Below are 18,485 nucleotides of genomic sequence, written 5' to 3'. Positions count from 1 at the left end.
GGCCCGCCGTCCGACCGGTTTGACCGTCCGCTAGGCCGACGCCAGTAGGGTCGTTGCGAAAGGACTGAACATGGAATTTTCCGGCGAATACCGAATCCCGGCGTCACGTGAAAAGGTGTGGGAAGCGCTCAACGATCCGGCGGTGCTGCAGCAATGCATTCCGGGCTGCGAGACGCTGGAGAAGTCAGGCGACAATGAGCTGAAGGCCACCGTGCGCATGAAGATCGGGCCGGTCAGTGCCAAGTTCGGCGGCAAGGTCACCCTGTCCGACATGGACCCGCCCAACGGCTACCGGATCTCGGGCGAAGGGCAGGGCGGCGCCGCGGGCTTCGCCAAGGGCGGCGCCGTGGTGAAGCTGACCGAGGCCGACGGTGGCGGCACGGTGCTGAACTACACGGCCGACGCCCAGGTCGGCGGCAAGATCGCGCAGATCGGCGCCCGGCTGATCGACGGCACGGCCAAGAAGCTGGCCGACGAGTTCTTCAGCAAGTTCTCCGAGGTCGTGGGTGGCGGCGGCGCGCCGGCAGCCGACACGGCGGAAGCCGGCGATGCATCGCCGCCACCGGCGCCCGAGCCCGCCGCGCCGGCTGCAGCACCCGCCGCGGCCAGCACCAGCGCGGGCAGCGGTGTCAACAGCACCGGCTCATCGGCCCGGCCCGCCACCGATTCGGCCGAGCGCGGCTACAAGCACTGGCTGCTGATCGGTGCCGGCGTGGCGATCCTGGTCATCGCCTACTTCGCCATCCGCTAGAATCCCTCTCCCGCCAGCGGGAGAGGGAGGGGCCCACGCGATGCGTCGGAGGGTGAGGGGCCAAGGACGAGGCGCATCGAGCGGGGAGACCTCACCCGCCGTGTGCCAATCCCCTTGACCCATACTGCTGCAAATTGCCATGCTGTGAGCCACTTGCGGACGCGCGGCACGTCGTCAGGACGGCCGCCTTCACCATATGTGGCGGTAGGGAGCACTGCGAAATGACGATGTCCGTGTCCATGTCCGTGAACGGTAAGACCGTCTCCGGCAACGTTGAAGCGCGCACGCTGCTGGTCCAGTTCCTGCGCGAGCATCTTGGCCTGACCGGCACGCATGTCGGGTGCGACACCAGCCAGTGCGGCGCTTGCGTCGTGCACGTCGACGGCGTGTCGGTGAAGTCGTGCACCTTGCTGGCGGTGCAGGCCGAGGGCGGCAAGGTCACCACCATTGAGGGCCTGGCCAAGAGCGCCGAGGAACTGCACCCCATGCAGGAGGCGTTCCGCGAGAACCACGGCCTGCAGTGCGGCTTCTGTACGCCGGGCATGGTGATGAGCGCCATCGATCTGGTGAAGCGCCACAACTACAACGTCACCGAAGAGATCGTGCGGCACGGCCTGGAAGGCAACATCTGCCGCTGCACCGGCTACCACAACATCGTGAAGGCGATTGTCGCCGGCGCCTCGGCCATGAAAGCCGCCGGCGTCTGAGTCCTGTCCGAAACAAGAGAAGCAAGCGGACGACGGTTCCTCGAGGGAGGGCACGATGGCCAAGATCGGTGAGCGCATCAAGCGCACGGAAGACCGGCGGTTCCTGACCGGCGCCGGCCGGTATGTCGACGACCTGCAACTGGCACGCTGCACGCACGCCTATTTCCTGCGCTCGCCCCACGCGCACGCCAGGATCAAGAGCATCGACACCACGGCCGCCAAGGCGGCCCCCGGCGTGGTCGAGATCTTCACGGGCAAGGACGTCGCCGACTCCAAGGTCGGCAGCCTGATCTGCGGCTGGGTGGTCAAGGACAAGCACGGCCAGCCGCACAGGGCGCCGGCGCATCCGGCCATCGCGCTCGATACGGTGCGCTATGTCGGCGACACCGTCGCCATGGTGATCGCCGACACCTACGCCCAGGCCAAGGACGCGGCCGAGAAGATCGCGGTGGACTACGACGTCCAGACGGCCAGCATCGATCCCGTGAAGACGCTGGAAGCGGGCGCGCCGCAGGTGCACGCCGATGTGCCCGGCAACCTCTGCTACGACTGGGAGCTGGGCGACAAGGCGGCGGTCGATGCGGCGTTTGCCAAGGCGGCGCACGTCACCAAGCTGGCCCTGGTCAACAACCGCCTGATCCCGAACGCCATGGAGCCGCGCGCGGCGGCGGCCGAGTACGACCGTGGCACGGGCCAGTACACGCTCTACACCACCAGCCAGAACCCGCACGTGGCGCGCCTGGTGCTGTCGGCCTTCGTGCTGGGCATCCCCGAGCACAAGCTGCGCGTGGTGGCGCCGGATGTCGGCGGCGGCTTCGGCTCCAAGATCTTCATCTATGCCGACGAGACCCTGGTCGTGTGGGCGGCCGGCAAGATCCAGCGTTCGATCAAATGGACGGCCGAGCGCAGCGAATCGTTCATGACCGACGCGCATGGCCGCGACCACGTGACCCACGCCGAGCTGGCGATGGACAAGGACGGCAAGTTCCTGGCCTTCAAGGTCGACACGGTCGCCAACCTCGGCGCCTACCTGTCGACCTTCGCGACCGCGGTGCCGACCTATCTGTACGCGACCCTGCTGGCGGGGCAGTACACGACGCCGCTGATCTACTGCAACGTGCGCGCGGCGTTCACGCATACCGCACCGGTCGACGCCTATCGCGGTGCCGGCCGGCCCGAGGCGACGTACCTCGTGGAGTCGATCGTCAGCAAGGCGGCGCACGAGATGAAGATCGATGCGGCGGAGCTGCGCCGGCGCAACTACATCGAGCCCACCGCCTTCCCGTACCAGACACCGGTGGCGTTGACCTACGACTCGGGCAACTATGCGCCGATCCTCGACCAGGCGATGCAGCTCGCCGACTACGCCGGGGCCGCCGGCCGCAAGGCGACAGCGAAGGCCAGCGGCAAGCTGCGGGGCGTCGGCATCTGCTCCTACATCGAGGCCTGCGGCATCGCGCCATCAGCGGTGGTCGGTTCGCTGGGCGCCGGTGTCGGCCTGTGGGAGAGCGCCGAGCTGCGCTTCAACCCGACCGGCAACCTGCAGATCCTCACCGGCTCGCACAGCCACGGCCAGAGCCACGAGACGACGTTCGCGCAGATCGTGTCGGACAAGCTCGGCATCCCGATGGACCAGATCGAGGTCGTGCACGGCGACACCTCCCAGGTGCCGTTCGGCATGGGCACCTACGGCTCGCGTTCGCTGCCGGTGGGCGGTTCGGCGATCATGAAGGCGGCCGACAAGATCATCGCCAAGGGCAAGACGATCGCCGCCCATCTGATGGAGGCGTCGGAGGCCGACATCGTGTTCGAGGACGGCACCTTCAAGGTGGCCGGTACCGACAAGGCGGTGCCGCTGGGCCAGGCGGTGTTCGCGGCCTACGTGCCGCACAACTATCCGTCCGACAAGCTCGAGCCGGGCATGGACGAGAACGCGTTCTATGACCCGTCGAACTTCACCTATCCGTCGGGTACGCAGATCTGCGAGGTCGAGATCGATACCGACACCGGTGTCGTCGACATCGTGAACTTCGTGGCGGTCGACGACTTCGGCAACATCGTCAACCCGATGGTGGTCGAAGGCCAGGTCCATGGCGGCATCGCCCAGGGCGTCGGCCAGGCGCTGCTGGAGAACGCGGTCTATGACAAGGACTCAGGCCAGCTGCTGAGCGGCTCGTACATGGACTACACCATGCCGCGCGCCGACAACCTGCCGTCGTTCAAGCTCGGCTACCAGGTGACGCCGTGCCCGCACAACCCGCTGGGTGTGAAGGGCTGCGGCGAGGCCGGCGCCATCGCAGCACCCGCCGCGGTGATGAACGCCGTCCGTGACGCGCTGGCCCAGGTCGGCGCCCAGGATCGGATCGAGATGCCCGCCACGCCGCGTGCGGTGTGGGAAGCCATTCACGCGCACTGAGCGCTCAGGGTTCAGGAGGAAGCAGCAATGTACGATTTCGCGTATCACAAGCCGAAGTCGGTCGCTGACGCCATAGCGACAGTGAAGAAGGCGTCGGACGGCAAGCTCATGGCCGGCGGCATGACCTTGATCCCGACTCTGAAGCAGCGCCTGGCGCAACCGTCGGACGTGGTCGACCTCGGTGCGATCGCCGATCTGCGCGGCATCAAGGTCGACGGCAACACCGTCACCATCGGCGCGATGACCAAGCACGCCGAGGTCGCGGCCTCGGCCGACGTCGCCAAGGCGATCCCGGCGCTGGCCAAGCTCGCCGCCAACATCGGCGATGGCCAGGTGCGCAACCGCGGCACCATCGGCGGCTCGGTCGCCAACAGTGACCCGGCGGCCGACTATCCGGCGGCGGTGCTGGCGCTGGGCGCCACCATCACCACCAACGAACGCAAGATCGCGGCTGACGACTTCTTCAAGGGCCTGTTCGAGACGGCCTTGAAGGAAGGCGAGATGATCACGTCGATCAGCTTCCCGACGGCCACCAAGGCCGCCTACATGAAGTTCCCCAACCCGGCTTCGCGCTACGCCATGGTCGGCGTGTTCGTCGCGCAGACCGCGTCGGGCCCGCGCGTGGCGGTGACCGGCGCCGGTGCGTGCGCCTTCCGCGTCAAGGCGATGGAAGACGCGCTGGCCAAGACCTGGTCGCCCGACGCCGTCGCCGGCATCAAGGTGCCGGCCGACGGGCTCAACGGCGACATCCATGGCAGCCCGGAATACCGCGCCCACCTGGTCACCGTGATGGCCAAGCGCGCCGTCGCCGCGGCCGGCTGATCGGACCATTATCCCATCGAGAAGGGCGGCCCGCGGCCGCCCTTCGTCGTTCAGGCCTTCACGCCTTCGATGACGCAGACCCGGGCCGGCGTCGGCACGATGCGCGTCAGCCGGAAACCCGCGGCGTTGTAGAGGTCGCGGAATGCCTGTTCCGAGCGCTGCCGGCCGCCGGTGCAGACCAGCATGTTCACGTCGTTGGCCGCCGCCGAGAAGGCCGTGTCCGAGCCGTCGATGCGCGGCGGGTAGACGCCTTCGACCAGCAGCAGTTTGCCGTCGGGCGTCATGGCGCGATGGCAGTTCTTGAGGATCGCCGTGGCGCGCTTGTCGTTCCAGTCGTGGATGACGTGCTTCAGCATGTAGGCGTCGGCGCCCGCGGGCACGTCAGCGAAAAAGTCGCCGGCAGCTGCCGTGCAGCGATCGGCGAGGCTTGTCTCGACGAGGCGGGCGCGGGCATGCTCCACGACGTGCGGCAGGTCGAACACGATGCCGCGCAGTGTGGGATGCGCCGTCAGAACACCCTCCAGCAGCATGCCGTTGCCGCCGCCGACGTCCATCACGGTGGCGAACGGGGAGAAGTCGTAGCTGGCGGCGACGGCACCGGCGATCATCCGCGTGAAGCCGGCCATGGCGAGGTCGAAGGTCCTGGCGTCGTTGGGATGCTGCTCCAGATGGGTGAAGGCATCGGCGCCGAAGACGCGGCGGTATGCCGGCTCGCCGGTTCGCACACTGTGCAGGAGCTCGCCCCAGGCCTGCTGCGTGTTGCCGCCGAAGAGCAATGCGGCCGCATGCATGGAGCCGGGCACGTCGCGGCGCAGGCAGGCGCCGACGGGTGTCAGGGCAAAGCGGCCGCCATCCTCCTCGCTCAGCACGCCGGCGCCCGCCAGCAGGCGCAACACGCGATTGAGCGAGGACGGATGCGTTGCGGTACGGCTCGCCAGTGCTTCGTAGTGCAGCGGCCCCTGGCCCAGCAGGTCGGCGATGCCAAGCTCGGCCGCGAGGTGAACCGCGCGCGACACGTAGTAGCCGGTCACCATGCGGAAGAGGATGATGGGCGGTGGCAGTTCCTGGGGTGTCATGGAGTCCTCCGGTCGTGTGCCTTCACGCTGGCGAGCTGTTCGCGCCACCAGCCGGCCATGCTGTGAAGGAACGGCACCTCGTTCATGCCGTGGCGCGCCGGGTGCCCAGCCGGCAGGCTCTCCCAGCCACTGTGCTCGACGACGACCCGCGTGCCGTCCTGCGTCGCGATGAAGCGGACCTCGACCATGGTCACCTGGCCGGGGCGATAGTTCGGGCCTTTCCACTCGAAGGCGAGGCGCGCGCCCGGTTCCCACGTCAGGATCTTGCCGACCTCGAATAGATCGCCGGCTGCCGCGTCGTAGACTTCGACCAGCCGGCCGCCGACGCCGGGCTCGAACCGCATGATGCCGGACCTCTTGCCGCGGAAGCGGTACTTCGGCCCATGCCGCCACCACGCATCGACCTCCTGCGTGAAGATCTCGAATGCCGTGACGGGATCGGCTGCGACCGTGACCGCCACCATCACCTTGGCGCTCACCGGCCGCCCCGCTGCTTGCGTGCGACATGATCCTTGAAGGCGCCGAGCTGATCGTTCCAGAAGGCCTGCACCTGCTCGAGCCACTCACCCAGGCCCTCGAACGGCTCCGGCCGCAGGCGGTAGAGCCGCATGCGCGCGTCGTCTTCGACCGCCACTTCCTCGATCAGCCGGCCCTTGCGCAGCACGCGCAGGTGCTTGCTCATCACTGGTCCGCTCACGTCGAACGCGGCAGCCAGTTCGGCGGGCCGTCGCGGCCCGCGGCGCAGCATGTCGATGGTCTGCCGGCGTACCGGATCGGCCAGTGCCGCCAGCGTCCGGTCGATGTCCGGTGATGTCACGGCCGTTCCCTGACCTTGAGGCCGGTGGCGGCTTCCATTTCTGCCGGCGAGACCTCACGCACCGGCTGCGCGAACGTCCACACATGGCCTTCGCAATCGCGGGCGCGATAGGTGCGGTGGCCGTAGAACTGGTCGGTCGGCTCGGCCAGGATCTCGGCGCCCGCGGCGCGCGCTCGCGCGCAATGCTTGTCGACGTCGCCCACCTCGACATGAACGCATTGCGTGTTGGCGCCCGACACCGCCTTGGGGCTTTTCGCCCAGTCAGCCCAGTCCGCTATCCCCAGCATGATCCGGCCGTTGCCGTAGGTGAGCTCGGCGTGCTGCACGCGCCCTTCGGAGTCGGTGACGCTGAGCCCGGGTTCGAAGCCGAACGCCGCCTCGAGAAAAGCGACGGCAGCGTTGGGATCGGCATAGCTCAAGGCGGGCACGATCGTGATGGTCATGGCAGGCCTCATGAAGACATTGGCGATGGCATATGATTTCCATAATTGGAAATCATTGTCAATTACGAAAATGATTATGTGGGCTGCGTTTCGCTACGCCGGTTTCTGCGCCATGACGCCGCGATCCCAGTGCCGCAGCAGAAAGAGGGCGATCATCGCGCCCAGAACGGGCACGCCGGCGATGAACAGATGGCTGAAATCATCCGCCCATGGATTGATGAGCTGGCGCCAGGACACGACCACGCTGAGCGTGTGCAGGGCCACCGCAGCGCCATAGGCGATCGTGCGAAACAGGCCGAGGAAGAGGCAGAGCGCAATGGCGATCTCGGCGACGCCAAACACGTACCCCACGCTCTGCGAGACGTTGAGGCCATAGAAGTAACCCCAGATCGCGGTGGTATTCTGCGGCACCACGAACTTCTCCACGCCCCATTGGAGCAGGAAAACGCCCAGGGTGATGCGCAGCACCAGAAGCGCCCGCGACAGGGCACGTGCCAGGGCTTCGTCCATCATCAACCTCCGTTGCGACGATGGTTGGCGATTTGTCTGCCTGTAAGACGAACCGGGTCCAGTGACGCCGGTTCACGTGATCGCGATGGCGCGCTCGCTGTCAGCGGGCCTTGCGGAGCATGGGGGTCAGCGGTGGCGAGGACCCGACCTGGATGGTGCCCAGAACCTCGAAGCCATGGCGCTGGTACAGCGGAATGTTGGCGAGGTTGCTCGACTCCAGATAGGCCGGCAGGTGGTCGCGGTCGCACTGGCGCAGTGCATGCGCCAGTAGTGTCGATCCATGCCCCTTGTGCTGATGCGCCGGGTCGACGGCGATGAACGGCAGAAACCAATGCGGCTCGGGGGGATGGTAATGCGCCATCTGCTCCACGACGGCAGCGACCTCGCGCTGAAGCGGTGTCGGGTCACTGGTGGTCATGAGGGCCTCAAGGGTCTCGTGATCCGGCTCGACACCGGGCGGTAGCCACAAGGCGACGCCGGCGTACCCGTCGACTTCATGGGCGCCACCCTGGGCGAAGGATCGGCCCCCGAGCGCCCGGATCACGACGGGGAAGTGATCGTGATAGGTTTGCGCGTCGGGAAACGACCAGCGGGCCATGGGATCGCGCTCGAACGCGCGCAGAACGACCTGAAACGCGCGCTCGGCGTCGGCGGGTGCAATGTTTGATACGACAGACGTCATGATCCCTCCATCCGACGTCGGCGCAGGCCGACCGTGATCAACTGATCTCGACGTCTTCCCAAAAGCCGATCCAATGATCGACCGGTTTCATGGCGGCCCGCGGCGCCTCGTAAGACCACGCAGCCCGTGGGCTGCTGGCGGCACCGTCGGCGACGTCGTAGAACTGCACGCCATGCGGGCACTTCAGATCGTTCTCGGTCTTGGGCGTCGACCGCAGCAGATCCATGCGCACCGCGTCGCGCGGAAAGTACCGGTAGCCGTCGACCTCGAGGGTCTGGTCGCTGTCGGCGATGACTTGGCCACGCCAAATCGCTTTCATGGCGAATCCTCCATTGCTGTCTCCTGGTCACCGGAAACATAGGAACTGCGGGGCACCGGCGGAAGTGCCCCGTCAGGTCAAGCGTTATCAGCGCAAGGAGCGGAAACACGTGCGCAATTCCTGTGCGAACAGCACGGGCTGCTCGAACGCCGCGAAATGACCGCCGCGGTCGAGCTCATTCCAATGGATCAGCTTGGGGTAGACGCGTTCGGCCCAACTCCGCGGCGCCGTCACGATCTCGCGCGGAAAGACACTGCAGCCCACCGGGAAGTCGACGACCACGCCGAAGATGCCGGTGGCGGCCTGCTCGAAATAGATGCGCGCCGATGAAGCGGCTGTCTCCGTCAACCAGTAGAGCGTGATGTCGTCCAACATCTCGTCGCGGGTCAGCGCCGTCTCCGGATCGCCCTTGTTATCGGTCCAGGCATGGAATTTTTCATAGATCCAGGCCGCAAGGCCCACCGGGGAATCCACCAGCGCATAGCCGATCGTCTGCGGGCGGGTCGCCTGGATCTGGAAATACCCTGCGCCGTCCTGCAGGAAGCGTGTCAGCTCCGCGATCGCACGCGTCTCGACTGGGGATGACCCGGTCGTCGGTAGCGGCTGCGGCAGCACCAGCGGCATATTGAGATGGATGGCGGCGAGTCCTGCCGGACGCTGCAGCGCCAGGGCGGTGGTCACAAAGGCACCCCAGTCACCACCTTGGGCGACATAGCGGCTATAACCCAGGCGCCGCATCAGTTCGGCCCAGGCTCGGGCGATCCGCTCGGCGTTCCAACCGCGTTCTGCCGGCTTGCCGGAGAAACCGAATCCCGGCAGCGACGGCACCACGACATGGAAGGCGTCTTCGGCGCGCCCACCGTGCGCCGTGGGGTTGGTCAGCAGCGGGATGGCCTTGAGGAACTCGATCACCGACCCCGGCCAACCGTGAGTGAGGATGATTGGCAGGGCGTTGGCGTGCGGTGAGCGCACATGCAGGAAGTGGATGTCGAGCCCGTCGATCAGGGTCTTGTACTGCCCCAGGCCGTTGAGAGCCGCCTCGCAGCGGCGCCAGTCATACGTGGTGCGCCAGTGCTCGACCAGGGCGCGGAGTCGGGCGAGCGGGACGCCCTGCGACCAATCGGTCACGGTTTCGTGCTCTGGCCAGCGCACCTGGTCGAGACGCCGTTTCAGGTCATCAAGGGCGCTTTGCGGTGCCCGCCACGTGAAGGCGGTGATCGGACCGGGGCCCGCTTGTGCGACGGCCTGGTGTGAAGCGCGCACGCCCGCGATGACCGTCGCCGCACTGCCGGCGAGCAGCATGGTGCGCCGCCGCAATTTGATGTCGCTGCAGTGCTGTGCATTGTGTTCGTTCGTCATGATACTGCTCGGGGCCTCCGTCAGGGATTCCATCCGAGGACGAATGACATCGGGGCGGATCGACAAAACGACGGACCGGTTCAGGATGAATCGCCGGCCGTTTGGATCGGTCTCACCTCGATGCTTCCCATGTGGGCCAATGGAATCTTGGCGGCGACGGCAACAGCGTCGTCCATGTCCTTGGCGGTGATCAGCAGGAAACCGATGAGTTGTTCCTTGGTCTCCGCGAAGGGACCGTCGGTCTTGAGCACGCGACCCTTTCGGACCCGCACGGTTCGGGCGGACTTGGTCGGCTTGAGAGCATGCGCAACGATGAGATGGTTGCTCTGGCGCAGTACGTCGTCGTATCCGACGGACTCCTTGACCAGGGTCGCTGACTCGCTGCGAGAGAGCGTATCGAGTTTCGTCTCGTCAAGGTAGACGAGGCACAGGTATTTCATGGGACGTCCTTGCGGCATGTGGCCAGCGCGACGGTTTCGGGAACGCCTAGTCGATATACCGATCGTGGTGACGCACCCACGCCTGCCAATGGCCTTCTTCCTCCTGGCGGCCCAGCGGCGTCAGGTCGATGTAGCTGTAGGCGCCGCACAGGGACTCCGCATCGCGGCCATAGGCGGAGTAGGTGTGGAAGATGCCGCCGGCGTCATCCTTGTAGAAAACGCTGACGCCGGGCAGGTCCTCGCTCATGAACTCGCGGATTTCGTAGTTGTAGTAGACGAGGCCCGCGATCATGTCGTTGCGCGTGAACGAGACGTGATAGTCGTAGTTGAAGTCGCTGCCGGATGACGACACCCACCTGAAGCGCCAACCCATTCGCTCCTGGAAGGCTTCGATCTGAGGCATCGGGGCACGTGCGACGACCACCAGGGAGATATCGCGGTGGGCAATGTGCACGCGCAGGCCGTCGATATGATCGGCCAGGAACGAACATCCCACGCAGCCTTCTTTCCAGCCCGGCCCGAACATGAAGTGGTAGATGATCAGTTGGCGGCGCTTGCCGAAGAGATCCGCCAGGGTTTCCCTGCCGTTGGGCCCGTCGAAGACATAGGGCTTGGTGACCCGCACGCGCGGCAGGTTCCGCCGCGCTGTGCTCACCTCATCGCGTAGCCGGATGAGCTCTCTCTCGCGTTCCAGGAGCTGCCGGCGTGCCGCCAGCCAGTCGTTGGGGGATACCACTCTCGAACCGTCCATCGCACGCTCCTGCCGCCTGGGTTGCCACCCCGAGCACCAGGATCGTGGCGGCTACTCACAGGACGAACGACGCGATGACGTGCCGACAGCGACGGTGATATTTTCTGCAGCCGATTTGATTTTCAGGCTTGTTCCGGCAAGGCGGCTCCCGGGAAGAACCGGAAGACCGGGCGAATCTCGAAAGTGCCCCACGGCATGGCCTTCGCAATGTCGATCGCTTCGTCCAGCGTGGCACAGTCGACCGTATAGAGGCCCAGCAGCTGCTCCTTGGTTTCGGCAAACGGGCCGTCGATGACAACCGGTTCGTTGCCTTTGCGCACCGTGACTGCGGTCGTGGTGGGCATCAGGCGCACCACGGGGCCGACTTTGCCCTGCGCGGTCAGCTTCTCCCGCAGGACCGTGTGCTCGGTGACAACGTCGGCATGCTGCTTCTCGTTCCAGGACGCGACTTCGGCCTCGGGACCGTAGATGAAGATGGCGTAAAGCATATGGCCTCGGTTCGGTTGGTGCCGCCTGCTTGTACAATCAATCGTCGATCGCTTGATAGACCAGTGTTGCGAAATCCGAGAAGATGCCATCGACGACTGGGTCGAACAGGCGCTGGGTCAGCAGGATGGCAACCAAGTCCTCGTGTGGATCGCACCACCAGGACGTCCCAAATCCACCATCCCAGCCGTAGCGGCCCGGCGATGCGGCGATGCTGTCGCGGCGCGTCGTCATGGAGACACCGAAGCCCCAACCGCGATTGTCCCAGAAGCCGGGAACGAAGGGCGAAGCCGCCTTCTGTGCCGGCGTCACCTGGTCGGTCGTCATCACCTCCACGGTTGGTCGTGCCAGAATGCGCTGCGCTCCATGACGACCACTGCGCAGCATCATGCGGCCAAAGGCGAGGTAGTCATCGACCGTTGAAACCAGGCCGGCGCTGCCGCTGGCGATGCCCGCCACGTCGGCTTCGCTGCTGACCACGAGTCGATCGGCTGGACCATCGTGTTCGTAACCGGTCGCCAGGCGGTCGCGTTTGGCGTCGGGAACGTTGAATGCCGTATCCTTCATGCCGAGCGGCATCAACATCCGTTCCGCCAGGAAAGCCTCGAACGGCATGCCGGCGGCGCGTGCCACCAGCACGCTCAGGACGTCGTAGCTGCTGTGGTACAGCCATTTCTCGCCCGGCTGATGCATCAGGGGCAGGGCGTTGTAGTGCTTCATCAGCGCATCGGGTGCGTGAGGCGGCGGGTTCACCCCAACGCCGATCCGGGCGGCGTTCACTGCCTTCTGGACTGGATAGTCGCCCGATGGCTCCATGATAAGGCCGAAGCCCGCGCACATGGTCAGCAGGTCACGCAATGTGATCGGCCGATTGGCCGGCACGGTATCGTCGAGGGGGCCGTCGAGCCTTTTCAATACACGGCGATCGGCAAGTTCCGGCAGCAACGGGTCGACCGGATCATCCAACCGCAGCGTCGTCTCCTCGACCAGCAGCATGGCGGCGGCCGCAGCGATAGGTTTGGTCATCGACGCGATCCGGAAGATCGTGTCGCGCTGCATCGGTGCGCCCGTATCGCGATCTCGCAGGCCGATCGCCTCGACATGGACGTCGTCGCGGCGCGCCAGCGCGATGACCGCGCCGGCCATCATGCCGCGCTCGACCTGCCGGCGCATGACATCGGTCATGCGGGCAAGCCGGGCGGGAGAGAAACCCCGTGATCGCGTCATCGCCGGCGTCCCTGTCAGAGATGCCGCGTTTCGGCGGGCGGCGACGACCAATTGTTATTGCGGCCATCCTGATAGGCGATCGGGGCCTGCAACAGTTCCGCTGGCGTCACGTCATCCAGGCAGGCGAGGTTGATGGCGAAGAAGGTGCCGCCCAGTGCCTCCATATGACCGCGGCCGAACACCTTCACGCCACAGGTCCGGCAAAAGAGATGGTGGATGGTCCCGCTGCCGAAACGATAGTCTGTCAACGCATCCTCACCCCGCCGCAGACGCAGGCCGTCGGCCTTGGCGATCGCCTTCCAGAACCGCCCCTTGGTGCAGGCCGAGCAGTCGCACTTGCTTGTGCCTTCGGCCAAGTCGAGGTCGCACTCGAACTGAACAGCGCCGCAATGGCAGCTGCCGCGATAGGTCTTCATCGGTTCCTCTTCGATCCTACGGCGTGTCGTACCGGTCGTGCCGGCGTACCCAGTCCATGGTGCTCGATTCGTTGCGGCCCTTCGGCGTGAGGTCGAGGTAGTTGTAGGCGCCGATCAGGATGTCGCCGCCGCGGGCGTAGCTGGAATAGGTATGGAAGATGTCGCCGTTGGCATCCTTGTAGAAGACGCTGATGCCGGGCAGATCGTCGATCGCCTCATCGAGCTTTTCATAGTTATAGGTGGCCGCGCCTTTTGCCACGTCCTCCTGGGTGAAGGACACGTTGTAGTCGTAGTTGAAGGTGGTGTTGCCGGACGATACCCACGGGAAGTGCCAGCCCATGCGCTTCTTGTACGCCTTGAGCTTGGCCAACGGCGCCCGCGATACGGCAACGAACGTCACGTCATGGTGTGCCAGATGCAGGTTGGCACCGTCGACGTGGTCGACCAGGAAGGAGCAACCGGGGCAGCCTTCCGTGTCATCGGGCCCGAGCATGAAATGGTAGACGATCAGCTGGCTGCGGCCATCGAACAGGTCGGCCAGCGTCTGTTTCCCTTTCGGGGTGTCGAATACGTAGGTGGTGTCGACCTTGACCCAGGGCAGCTCACGACGCTGGGCGCTCAGCTGGTCGCGCAGCCGGGTAAATTCTTTCTCCTTGGCCAGATGCGCCTTGCGCTCACGGGTCCACTCCTCCCGAGACACGATACGAGGCTGATCCATGGCGATCCTCCGTTGGCGTCGTCCAGATGCGTCGCCCAGAGGACGAACGGCAGGGCGGCAAACCGACAATGGCTTCGCTTTTTTCCGGGTAACCCCAGGCTACGCCGAGGCCTTGTTATCCTTGGTTTTTTTCTGGTGGTCCTTGATCAGCCGATCAATGTGAAGCCGGATATGGGCCGCCTCCGCGGCGGTGCGGGCAAGCGCGATCGCGCGGTCGAAGGCGACCCGGGCCTCTTCGGCACGATCCAGCTGGATCAGCAGCGCACCCTTGACGCCGAAAAAGTGGAAATAGCCATCCAGTCGCACGGCCAGCGGCTCGATCAAGTCCAGTGCCGCTGCCGGCCCACGGACCTTGGCGACGGCCACGGCGCGGTTCAGCGTGATCACCGGCGAGGGCTGCATGGTCTCCAGCGCCGCATAGAGCTGGTCGATCTCCGCCCAGTCGGTATCCTCCGGTCGGACGGCACGGGAATGCACTGCCGCGATCGCGGCTTGTACCTGATAGGGGCCGGGGCGCCGATGCCGCAGCGCCTTGTCGACTAGCACAAGCCCTTCGGCGATCAGGCCCTTGTTCCAACGGCGGCGGTCCTGATCCTCCAGCAGCACGATGGCGCCATCGGCGTCGAGGCGGGCCGCCGTACGCGCGTGCTGCAACAGAAGCAGCGCAGTGAGGCCCATGACCTCGCATTCGGCCGGGAACAGCCGCAACAGCAGCCGGGCCAGCCGGATCGCTTCCTCGCACAGCGGCACGCGGACATGCACATCGCCGCCGCTTGCCGAATAGCCTTCGTTGAACAGCAGGTAGATCATGGTGGCGACCGCGGTGAGCCGCTCGGCCCGTTCCGGTGCACCAGGGGTCTCGAACGGAACGTCGGCCGCCTCGACCCGCCGCTTGGCGCGGGTGATGCGCTGTTCCATGGCGCTTTCGCTCACCAGGAAGGCGCGTGCGATCTCCTTGACCGACAGGCCGGACACGATGCGCAGCGCCAGCGGGATTTGCTGGGTCGCCGGCAGATCCGGATGGCAGCAGATGAACAGCAGGCGCAGCACGTCGTCACGGTAGTGCGAGGCGTCGAGCCGGTCGGCGACGTCGGTCTCGGTATCCTCGAGGTCCGATATGATCTCGTCGGGCGGCAGGGCCTGCTGCTTGCTGCGGCGGCGGACCTCGTCGAGCGTGACGTTGCGCCCGACGAAGATCAGCCAGGCGGTCGGGTCACGTGGCGGGCCTTTGACGGGCCAGGTCTTCAGCGCCCGCAGGCAGGCCTCCTGGTAGGCCTCTTCCGCCGCGTCGAGATCGCGGAAGTAGCGCAACAAGGCGCCGATCGCTTGCGGACGCGCGGATGTCAGGGCGGCATCGATCCAGGCAAGATCGGTCACGGCAGGCTGCTCCCCAGGGAGAACGACTCGATCGGCCGGATCTCGAGCGCACCCGAGGTGCGGGGAAGGGCCAGCACCCGGGCCGCGTCGACGGCGTCCTCGAACGTCGCGCAGTTTACGATATAGAAACCCAGAAGCTGCTCCTTGGTTTCGGCGAAGGGGCCGTCGACCAGCTGAAACCGGGGGCCGAAGCGCAGGGTCTTGGCGGCGGTCGTCGGTTGCAGGCGTGCGGAGGGGCCCAGTGTTCCGCCGGCGACCAGCCTGTCCTCGACGATGCGCAGCTTGGCCGTCAGCGCGGCATCCTCCTCCTGTGTCATGGCACCGACATCCGCCTCGGAATTGTAGCAAAAGATGGCATAGAGCATGGCTGTCCCATCGTCGTTGTCTCAAGGACGACAGCGCATGCCGGACTCCGACAAAGACTGTGGAAAAAAGCGGCGGCGGGCGGTCGCGCTCAAAAAAAAGGACGCGCCACCCCGTGGCGCGTCCCGCTGCGACAACTCGGCTCTGTTTCTACACCTTCTCCTTGGCCCGCGTCGGCGGACTCGAGGTGGAGCGGAAGGCCGGGATGATGTGCTTGGCGAACATCTCGATCTGGCGCATTTCCTCGTCCCACGACATGAAGCCCTGGTCGAAGAACCAGCCGAACCATTCGAGGTCGCCATCGCCACCGACCTTGTGCAGCGCCTCGATCTCAGCCTTCACCTGGTCCACGGTCCCGGCCAACGCGTACTTGACCTTGCGCATGCGCTCCAGCGTCCACTCCGACGGTGGCAGGGGTGTGAACGGGTTGGCTGGGTATTTGGCGAGGTCCTCGGGCGTGCGGAAGGCCTCCCAGAACCCGAAGCCGCCGAAATAGTGGTTGAAGCCGGCGAAGTTCGTGCGGCGCAGCAGGTCGACGGCCTCGGCCTCGGTCTTGCCGAAATGGACGGCGCGGAAAGCGCCGACTCCCTCGCCCAGTCCCAGCTTGCGCCCGGCCTGGCCGGCTACGTCGCGATAGACCCCGCACAGGCGCTGGAAGTCGGGCGGATGGGAGACCAGGATCCAGGGAACGATGCTCGACTGCGCCGTGTAGCGGATGGTGTTCTCGCTGACCGAGAAGGGCTGGAACAGCGGCGGGTGCGGTTCCTGATAGGGTCGCGGCACGACAGAGATCTTGCGGATCACACCGTTGTCGTCGATCTCGCCCGGCGCACCGAACTTGCGCGTCCATTCATGGACCGGCCAGCGCGTGATGCCTTCTTTGTAGGGATAGGGCACCTTGTAGTATTCGCCATCGTAGTCGAACGACTCCTCGGTCCACGCCTTGCGGATGACCTTGAGATTCTCTTCGTAGACCTTGCGGTTGTGGTTGTCGATCGAGGAACCGTCCATCGGCGCGCCGGTGACGTGGTACTGCTGCCCCAGCACGTTCACCCAGCGATCCTGGTAGCCGCGCGCGAAGCCGGCATACATCCGGCCCTTGGTCAGGTGATCGAGAACGGCCAGCTCTTCAGCAGCGCGGATCGGATCCCAGGACGGCAGCACCAGTCCCAGCGGCGAGAACTTGATGCGTTTGGTGCGTGCGGCGAGGTCGGCATAGAGCAGCAGCGGCGCCACCGACGTCTCGTAGCCTTCGGAATGGAAATGATGCTCCGTGGTTGCGAACACATCGAAACCGGCGTCGTCGGCGAACATGGCAAGCTTGCGCAGTTCGTCCAGCATCTGCTGGTAGCGCTCGTTGTTGCGCCCGATCGGCCGCAGCCGTTCGCGATCCTCCAGCGAAGCGGGTACCGTCGGCAAGACGAAGAGCATGAACTTCATGGCGTTCCCTCCTTCATGTTCCTCCCCAACGAAGTTGGGGAGGTGCCCCGAAGGGGCGGAGGGGAGCCGTGGTGATCTTGGTAACTGAGATCACGTCGACTCCCCATCCGGCCTTCGGCCACCTTCCCCACGCTTGCGTGGGGAAGGGAAAATCAACCCAGCCCAAGCTTGGGGCGGACCCAGGTGGCGAGGCGGCCAATGGCGGCGTCTGCTTCCGGCGCGCGGCCGGCGAGGAAGTGGTAGACGTGCTGCATCTCGGGCTCGATCTCGAGCGTGACGTCGACGCCGGCGCGGCGTGCCTTGTCGGCCAGCGCGCGGCTGTCGTCGAGCAGTGTTTCGTCGCCGCCGACTTGGATGTACATGGGCGGCAGGCCGCGCAGGTCTGCCAGCAGCGGATTGGCCAGACTGTCCTTGGGATTGCCGCCTTCGCCCAGGAAGGTACTCGCCATGCCCAACACGATCTCGCGCTGGACCAATGCATCCCGGTCGCGGTTCGAACTGAAGGTCGGCGCCGCCGCCTCCATGTCGAGCCAGGGCGACAGGGGCATGGTTGCGGCCGGCGAGGGCAGGCGCTGCTCGCGTGCGCGCAACAGCGTCGTGACGGCGAGCGCGCCGCCGGCCGAGTCGCCCGTGAAGGCGACATGCTGCGGCCTGATGCCCTGATCCAGCAGCCAGCGATAGCTGCGCGTCGCATCGTCGACGGGCGCCGGATGGACATGCTCGGGCGCGCGCCGGTAGTCGGGAATAAGCGCGCGGCAGCCGATCGCCTTGGCGAAATGTCCGTACACTTTGCGGTGCGTGTACATCGATCCGGTGACGTAGCCGCCACCATGCGTGCACTGCACGACCCGGTCCGGGTCACAGTTCTTGGGGACAGCCCACATCGCGGGAATGCCGCCGGCATCGACTTCGATGTAGTCGACGCCGCCGGGTTCGCCGGTGACATCGCCCCAGTGGTCGAACATGCGCCGCAGGTCGTCCAGCGGCATGGTCGGGTTCTCGGCCAAGGCAGCCGACCAACTCGCGTACAAGGATTTCAACGCAGCCGATTGCGGGCTCGGCATGGGCAGTCCTCCGTTTGTTGGTGACAGCGCGCACGGCGCGCTGTCGTTTGTGAAGCCGTACGGCAAGGTTCGTGCCATGCGTGAATGCAGCGAAACGCGCGATCTGTTGGCCGTGGCTGTGCCACAACGCGACAGGTCTGCTGTCACAACTGTCGCAATGTGAGACAGGCCGGGCCATTTACCGCCGGGCACTTTGTGTTACGGTTATTCTTTCGCCGTCGTCTGCTGGCAGTGGCTGCGGAGTCCGGGCAGCGTCTGTGCGTGCGGACGAGCCGGTGCATCGCAATCAGGTCGACGGGGG

General features: G+C 65.7%; 23 protein-coding genes. 5 read left to right on the top strand and 18 right to left on the bottom strand.

The window, feature by feature from the left end:
- Positions 1 to 70: 70 nt before the first annotated feature.
- The 4 genes from FQU96_RS31750 (at position 71) to FQU96_RS31735 (ending at position 4,696) form a co-directional block, all read left to right on the top strand.
- A complete protein-coding gene (locus tag FQU96_RS31750; RefSeq protein WP_146545408.1) occupies positions 71 to 751 on the top strand; it encodes a carbon monoxide dehydrogenase subunit G in 681 nt (226 codons plus the stop codon).
- 227 nt (positions 752 to 978) lie between these two features.
- Positions 979 to 1,458 (top strand): (2Fe-2S)-binding protein, encoded by a 480-nt coding sequence (locus FQU96_RS31745; RefSeq protein WP_370461572.1) that lies wholly within the window; start codon positions 979 to 981, stop codon positions 1,456 to 1,458.
- A 55-nt stretch (positions 1,459 to 1,513) separates the two neighbouring features.
- The gene (locus tag FQU96_RS31740; protein WP_146545406.1) at positions 1,514 to 3,874 is read left to right on the top strand and encodes a xanthine dehydrogenase family protein molybdopterin-binding subunit; all 2,361 of its coding nucleotides are present in this window, start codon (positions 1,514 to 1,516) and stop codon (positions 3,872 to 3,874) included.
- Between the two features lie 27 nt (positions 3,875 to 3,901).
- Positions 3,902 to 4,696, top strand: coding sequence for a xanthine dehydrogenase family protein subunit M (locus FQU96_RS31735; protein ID WP_146545405.1), 795 nt, complete (start codon positions 3,902 to 3,904; stop codon positions 4,694 to 4,696).
- Between the two features lie 50 nt (positions 4,697 to 4,746).
- Here the strand turns inward: FQU96_RS31735 and FQU96_RS31730 are convergent, their stop codons facing one another.
- The 18 genes from FQU96_RS31730 to FQU96_RS31645 form a co-directional block, all read right to left on the bottom strand.
- Complete coding sequence (locus FQU96_RS31730; RefSeq protein ID WP_146545404.1) at positions 4,747 to 5,772, bottom strand: methyltransferase; 1,026 nt, start codon at positions 5,770 to 5,772, stop codon at positions 4,747 to 4,749.
- Positions 5,769 to 6,251, bottom strand: a complete 483-nt coding sequence (locus FQU96_RS31725) for an SRPBCC domain-containing protein (RefSeq protein ID WP_146545403.1) — start codon at positions 6,249 to 6,251, stop codon at positions 5,769 to 5,771. Before FQU96_RS31725 ends, FQU96_RS31730 begins: the two co-directional genes overlap by 4 nt.
- A complete protein-coding gene (locus tag FQU96_RS31720) occupies positions 6,248 to 6,589 on the bottom strand; it encodes a helix-turn-helix transcriptional regulator (RefSeq protein ID WP_146545402.1) in 342 nt (113 codons plus the stop codon). Before FQU96_RS31720 ends, FQU96_RS31725 begins: the two co-directional genes overlap by 4 nt.
- Positions 6,586 to 7,032: a VOC family protein gene (locus tag FQU96_RS31715; protein ID WP_255468648.1), complete on the bottom strand. Its 447-nt coding sequence runs from the start codon at positions 7,030 to 7,032 to the stop codon at positions 6,586 to 6,588. The genes FQU96_RS31720 and FQU96_RS31715 overlap by 4 nt, the downstream gene beginning before the upstream one ends.
- 93 nt (positions 7,033 to 7,125) lie before the next feature.
- Positions 7,126 to 7,542 (bottom strand): DoxX family membrane protein, encoded by a 417-nt coding sequence (locus FQU96_RS31710; protein WP_178130821.1) that lies wholly within the window; start codon positions 7,540 to 7,542, stop codon positions 7,126 to 7,128.
- A 100-nt stretch (positions 7,543 to 7,642) separates the two neighbouring features.
- Complete coding sequence (locus FQU96_RS31705; protein WP_370461571.1) at positions 7,643 to 8,227, bottom strand: GNAT family N-acetyltransferase; 585 nt, start codon at positions 8,225 to 8,227, stop codon at positions 7,643 to 7,645.
- A gap of 34 nt (positions 8,228 to 8,261) precedes the next feature.
- Complete coding sequence (locus FQU96_RS31700) at positions 8,262 to 8,543, bottom strand: DUF427 domain-containing protein (RefSeq protein WP_146545398.1); 282 nt, start codon at positions 8,541 to 8,543, stop codon at positions 8,262 to 8,264.
- A gap of 87 nt (positions 8,544 to 8,630) precedes the next feature.
- Positions 8,631 to 9,902 carry an epoxide hydrolase family protein gene (locus FQU96_RS31695; RefSeq protein WP_218574955.1) on the bottom strand — a complete coding sequence of 424 codons (1,272 nt, stop codon included), beginning with the start codon at positions 9,900 to 9,902 and terminating at the stop codon, positions 8,631 to 8,633.
- Positions 9,903 to 9,982: 80 nt separating this feature from the next.
- A complete protein-coding gene (locus FQU96_RS31690; RefSeq protein WP_146545396.1) occupies positions 9,983 to 10,342 on the bottom strand; it encodes a YciI family protein in 360 nt (119 codons plus the stop codon).
- A gap of 46 nt (positions 10,343 to 10,388) precedes the next feature.
- Positions 10,389 to 11,093, bottom strand: a complete 705-nt coding sequence (locus FQU96_RS31685; protein ID WP_146545395.1) for a thioredoxin family protein — start codon at positions 11,091 to 11,093, stop codon at positions 10,389 to 10,391.
- Between the two features lie 122 nt (positions 11,094 to 11,215).
- Positions 11,216 to 11,581 (bottom strand): YciI family protein, encoded by a 366-nt coding sequence (locus FQU96_RS31680; protein ID WP_146545394.1) that lies wholly within the window; start codon positions 11,579 to 11,581, stop codon positions 11,216 to 11,218.
- Positions 11,582 to 11,618: 37 nt separating this feature from the next.
- The gene (locus FQU96_RS31675) at positions 11,619 to 12,806 is read right to left on the bottom strand and encodes a serine hydrolase (protein WP_146545393.1); all 1,188 of its coding nucleotides are present in this window, start codon (positions 12,804 to 12,806) and stop codon (positions 11,619 to 11,621) included.
- A gap of 14 nt (positions 12,807 to 12,820) precedes the next feature.
- The gene (locus FQU96_RS31670) at positions 12,821 to 13,222 is read right to left on the bottom strand and encodes a GFA family protein (RefSeq protein ID WP_146545392.1); all 402 of its coding nucleotides are present in this window, start codon (positions 13,220 to 13,222) and stop codon (positions 12,821 to 12,823) included.
- Between the two features lie 16 nt (positions 13,223 to 13,238).
- Positions 13,239 to 13,940, bottom strand: coding sequence for a thioredoxin family protein (locus tag FQU96_RS31665; protein WP_146545391.1), 702 nt, complete (start codon positions 13,938 to 13,940; stop codon positions 13,239 to 13,241).
- Positions 13,941 to 14,039: 99 nt separating this feature from the next.
- On the bottom strand, positions 14,040 to 15,317 hold the full coding sequence (locus FQU96_RS31660; protein WP_146545390.1) for an RNA polymerase sigma factor: 1,278 nt from the start codon (positions 15,315 to 15,317) through the stop codon (positions 14,040 to 14,042).
- Positions 15,314 to 15,682, bottom strand: a complete 369-nt coding sequence (locus tag FQU96_RS31655) for a YciI family protein (RefSeq protein ID WP_146545389.1) — start codon at positions 15,680 to 15,682, stop codon at positions 15,314 to 15,316. Before FQU96_RS31655 ends, FQU96_RS31660 begins: the two co-directional genes overlap by 4 nt.
- A gap of 148 nt (positions 15,683 to 15,830) precedes the next feature.
- Positions 15,831 to 17,120 carry an LLM class flavin-dependent oxidoreductase gene (locus FQU96_RS31650; protein ID WP_146545388.1) on the bottom strand — a complete coding sequence of 430 codons (1,290 nt, stop codon included), beginning with the start codon at positions 17,118 to 17,120 and terminating at the stop codon, positions 15,831 to 15,833.
- A 152-nt stretch (positions 17,121 to 17,272) separates the two neighbouring features.
- Positions 17,273 to 18,109 (bottom strand): alpha/beta hydrolase, encoded by an 837-nt coding sequence (locus tag FQU96_RS31645; RefSeq protein WP_178130820.1) that lies wholly within the window; start codon positions 18,107 to 18,109, stop codon positions 17,273 to 17,275.
- On the opposite strand from FQU96_RS31645, the gene FQU96_RS42310 reads away from it, so the two are divergent.
- On the top strand, positions 18,108 to 18,347 hold the full coding sequence (locus FQU96_RS42310) for a hypothetical protein (protein ID WP_178130819.1): 240 nt from the start codon (positions 18,108 to 18,110) through the stop codon (positions 18,345 to 18,347). The genes FQU96_RS31645 and FQU96_RS42310 overlap by 2 nt on opposite strands.
- The last annotated feature ends 138 nt before the right edge of the window (positions 18,348 to 18,485 follow it).

Source organism: Reyranella sp. CPCC 100927 (genome assembly GCF_007859315.1).
In the GTDB taxonomy this organism is placed as follows: Bacteria; Pseudomonadota; Alphaproteobacteria; order Reyranellales; family Reyranellaceae; genus Vineibacter.
Note: the sequence above shows the minus strand (reverse complement) of the source record. Positions and strands in the feature narration are given on the sequence as shown.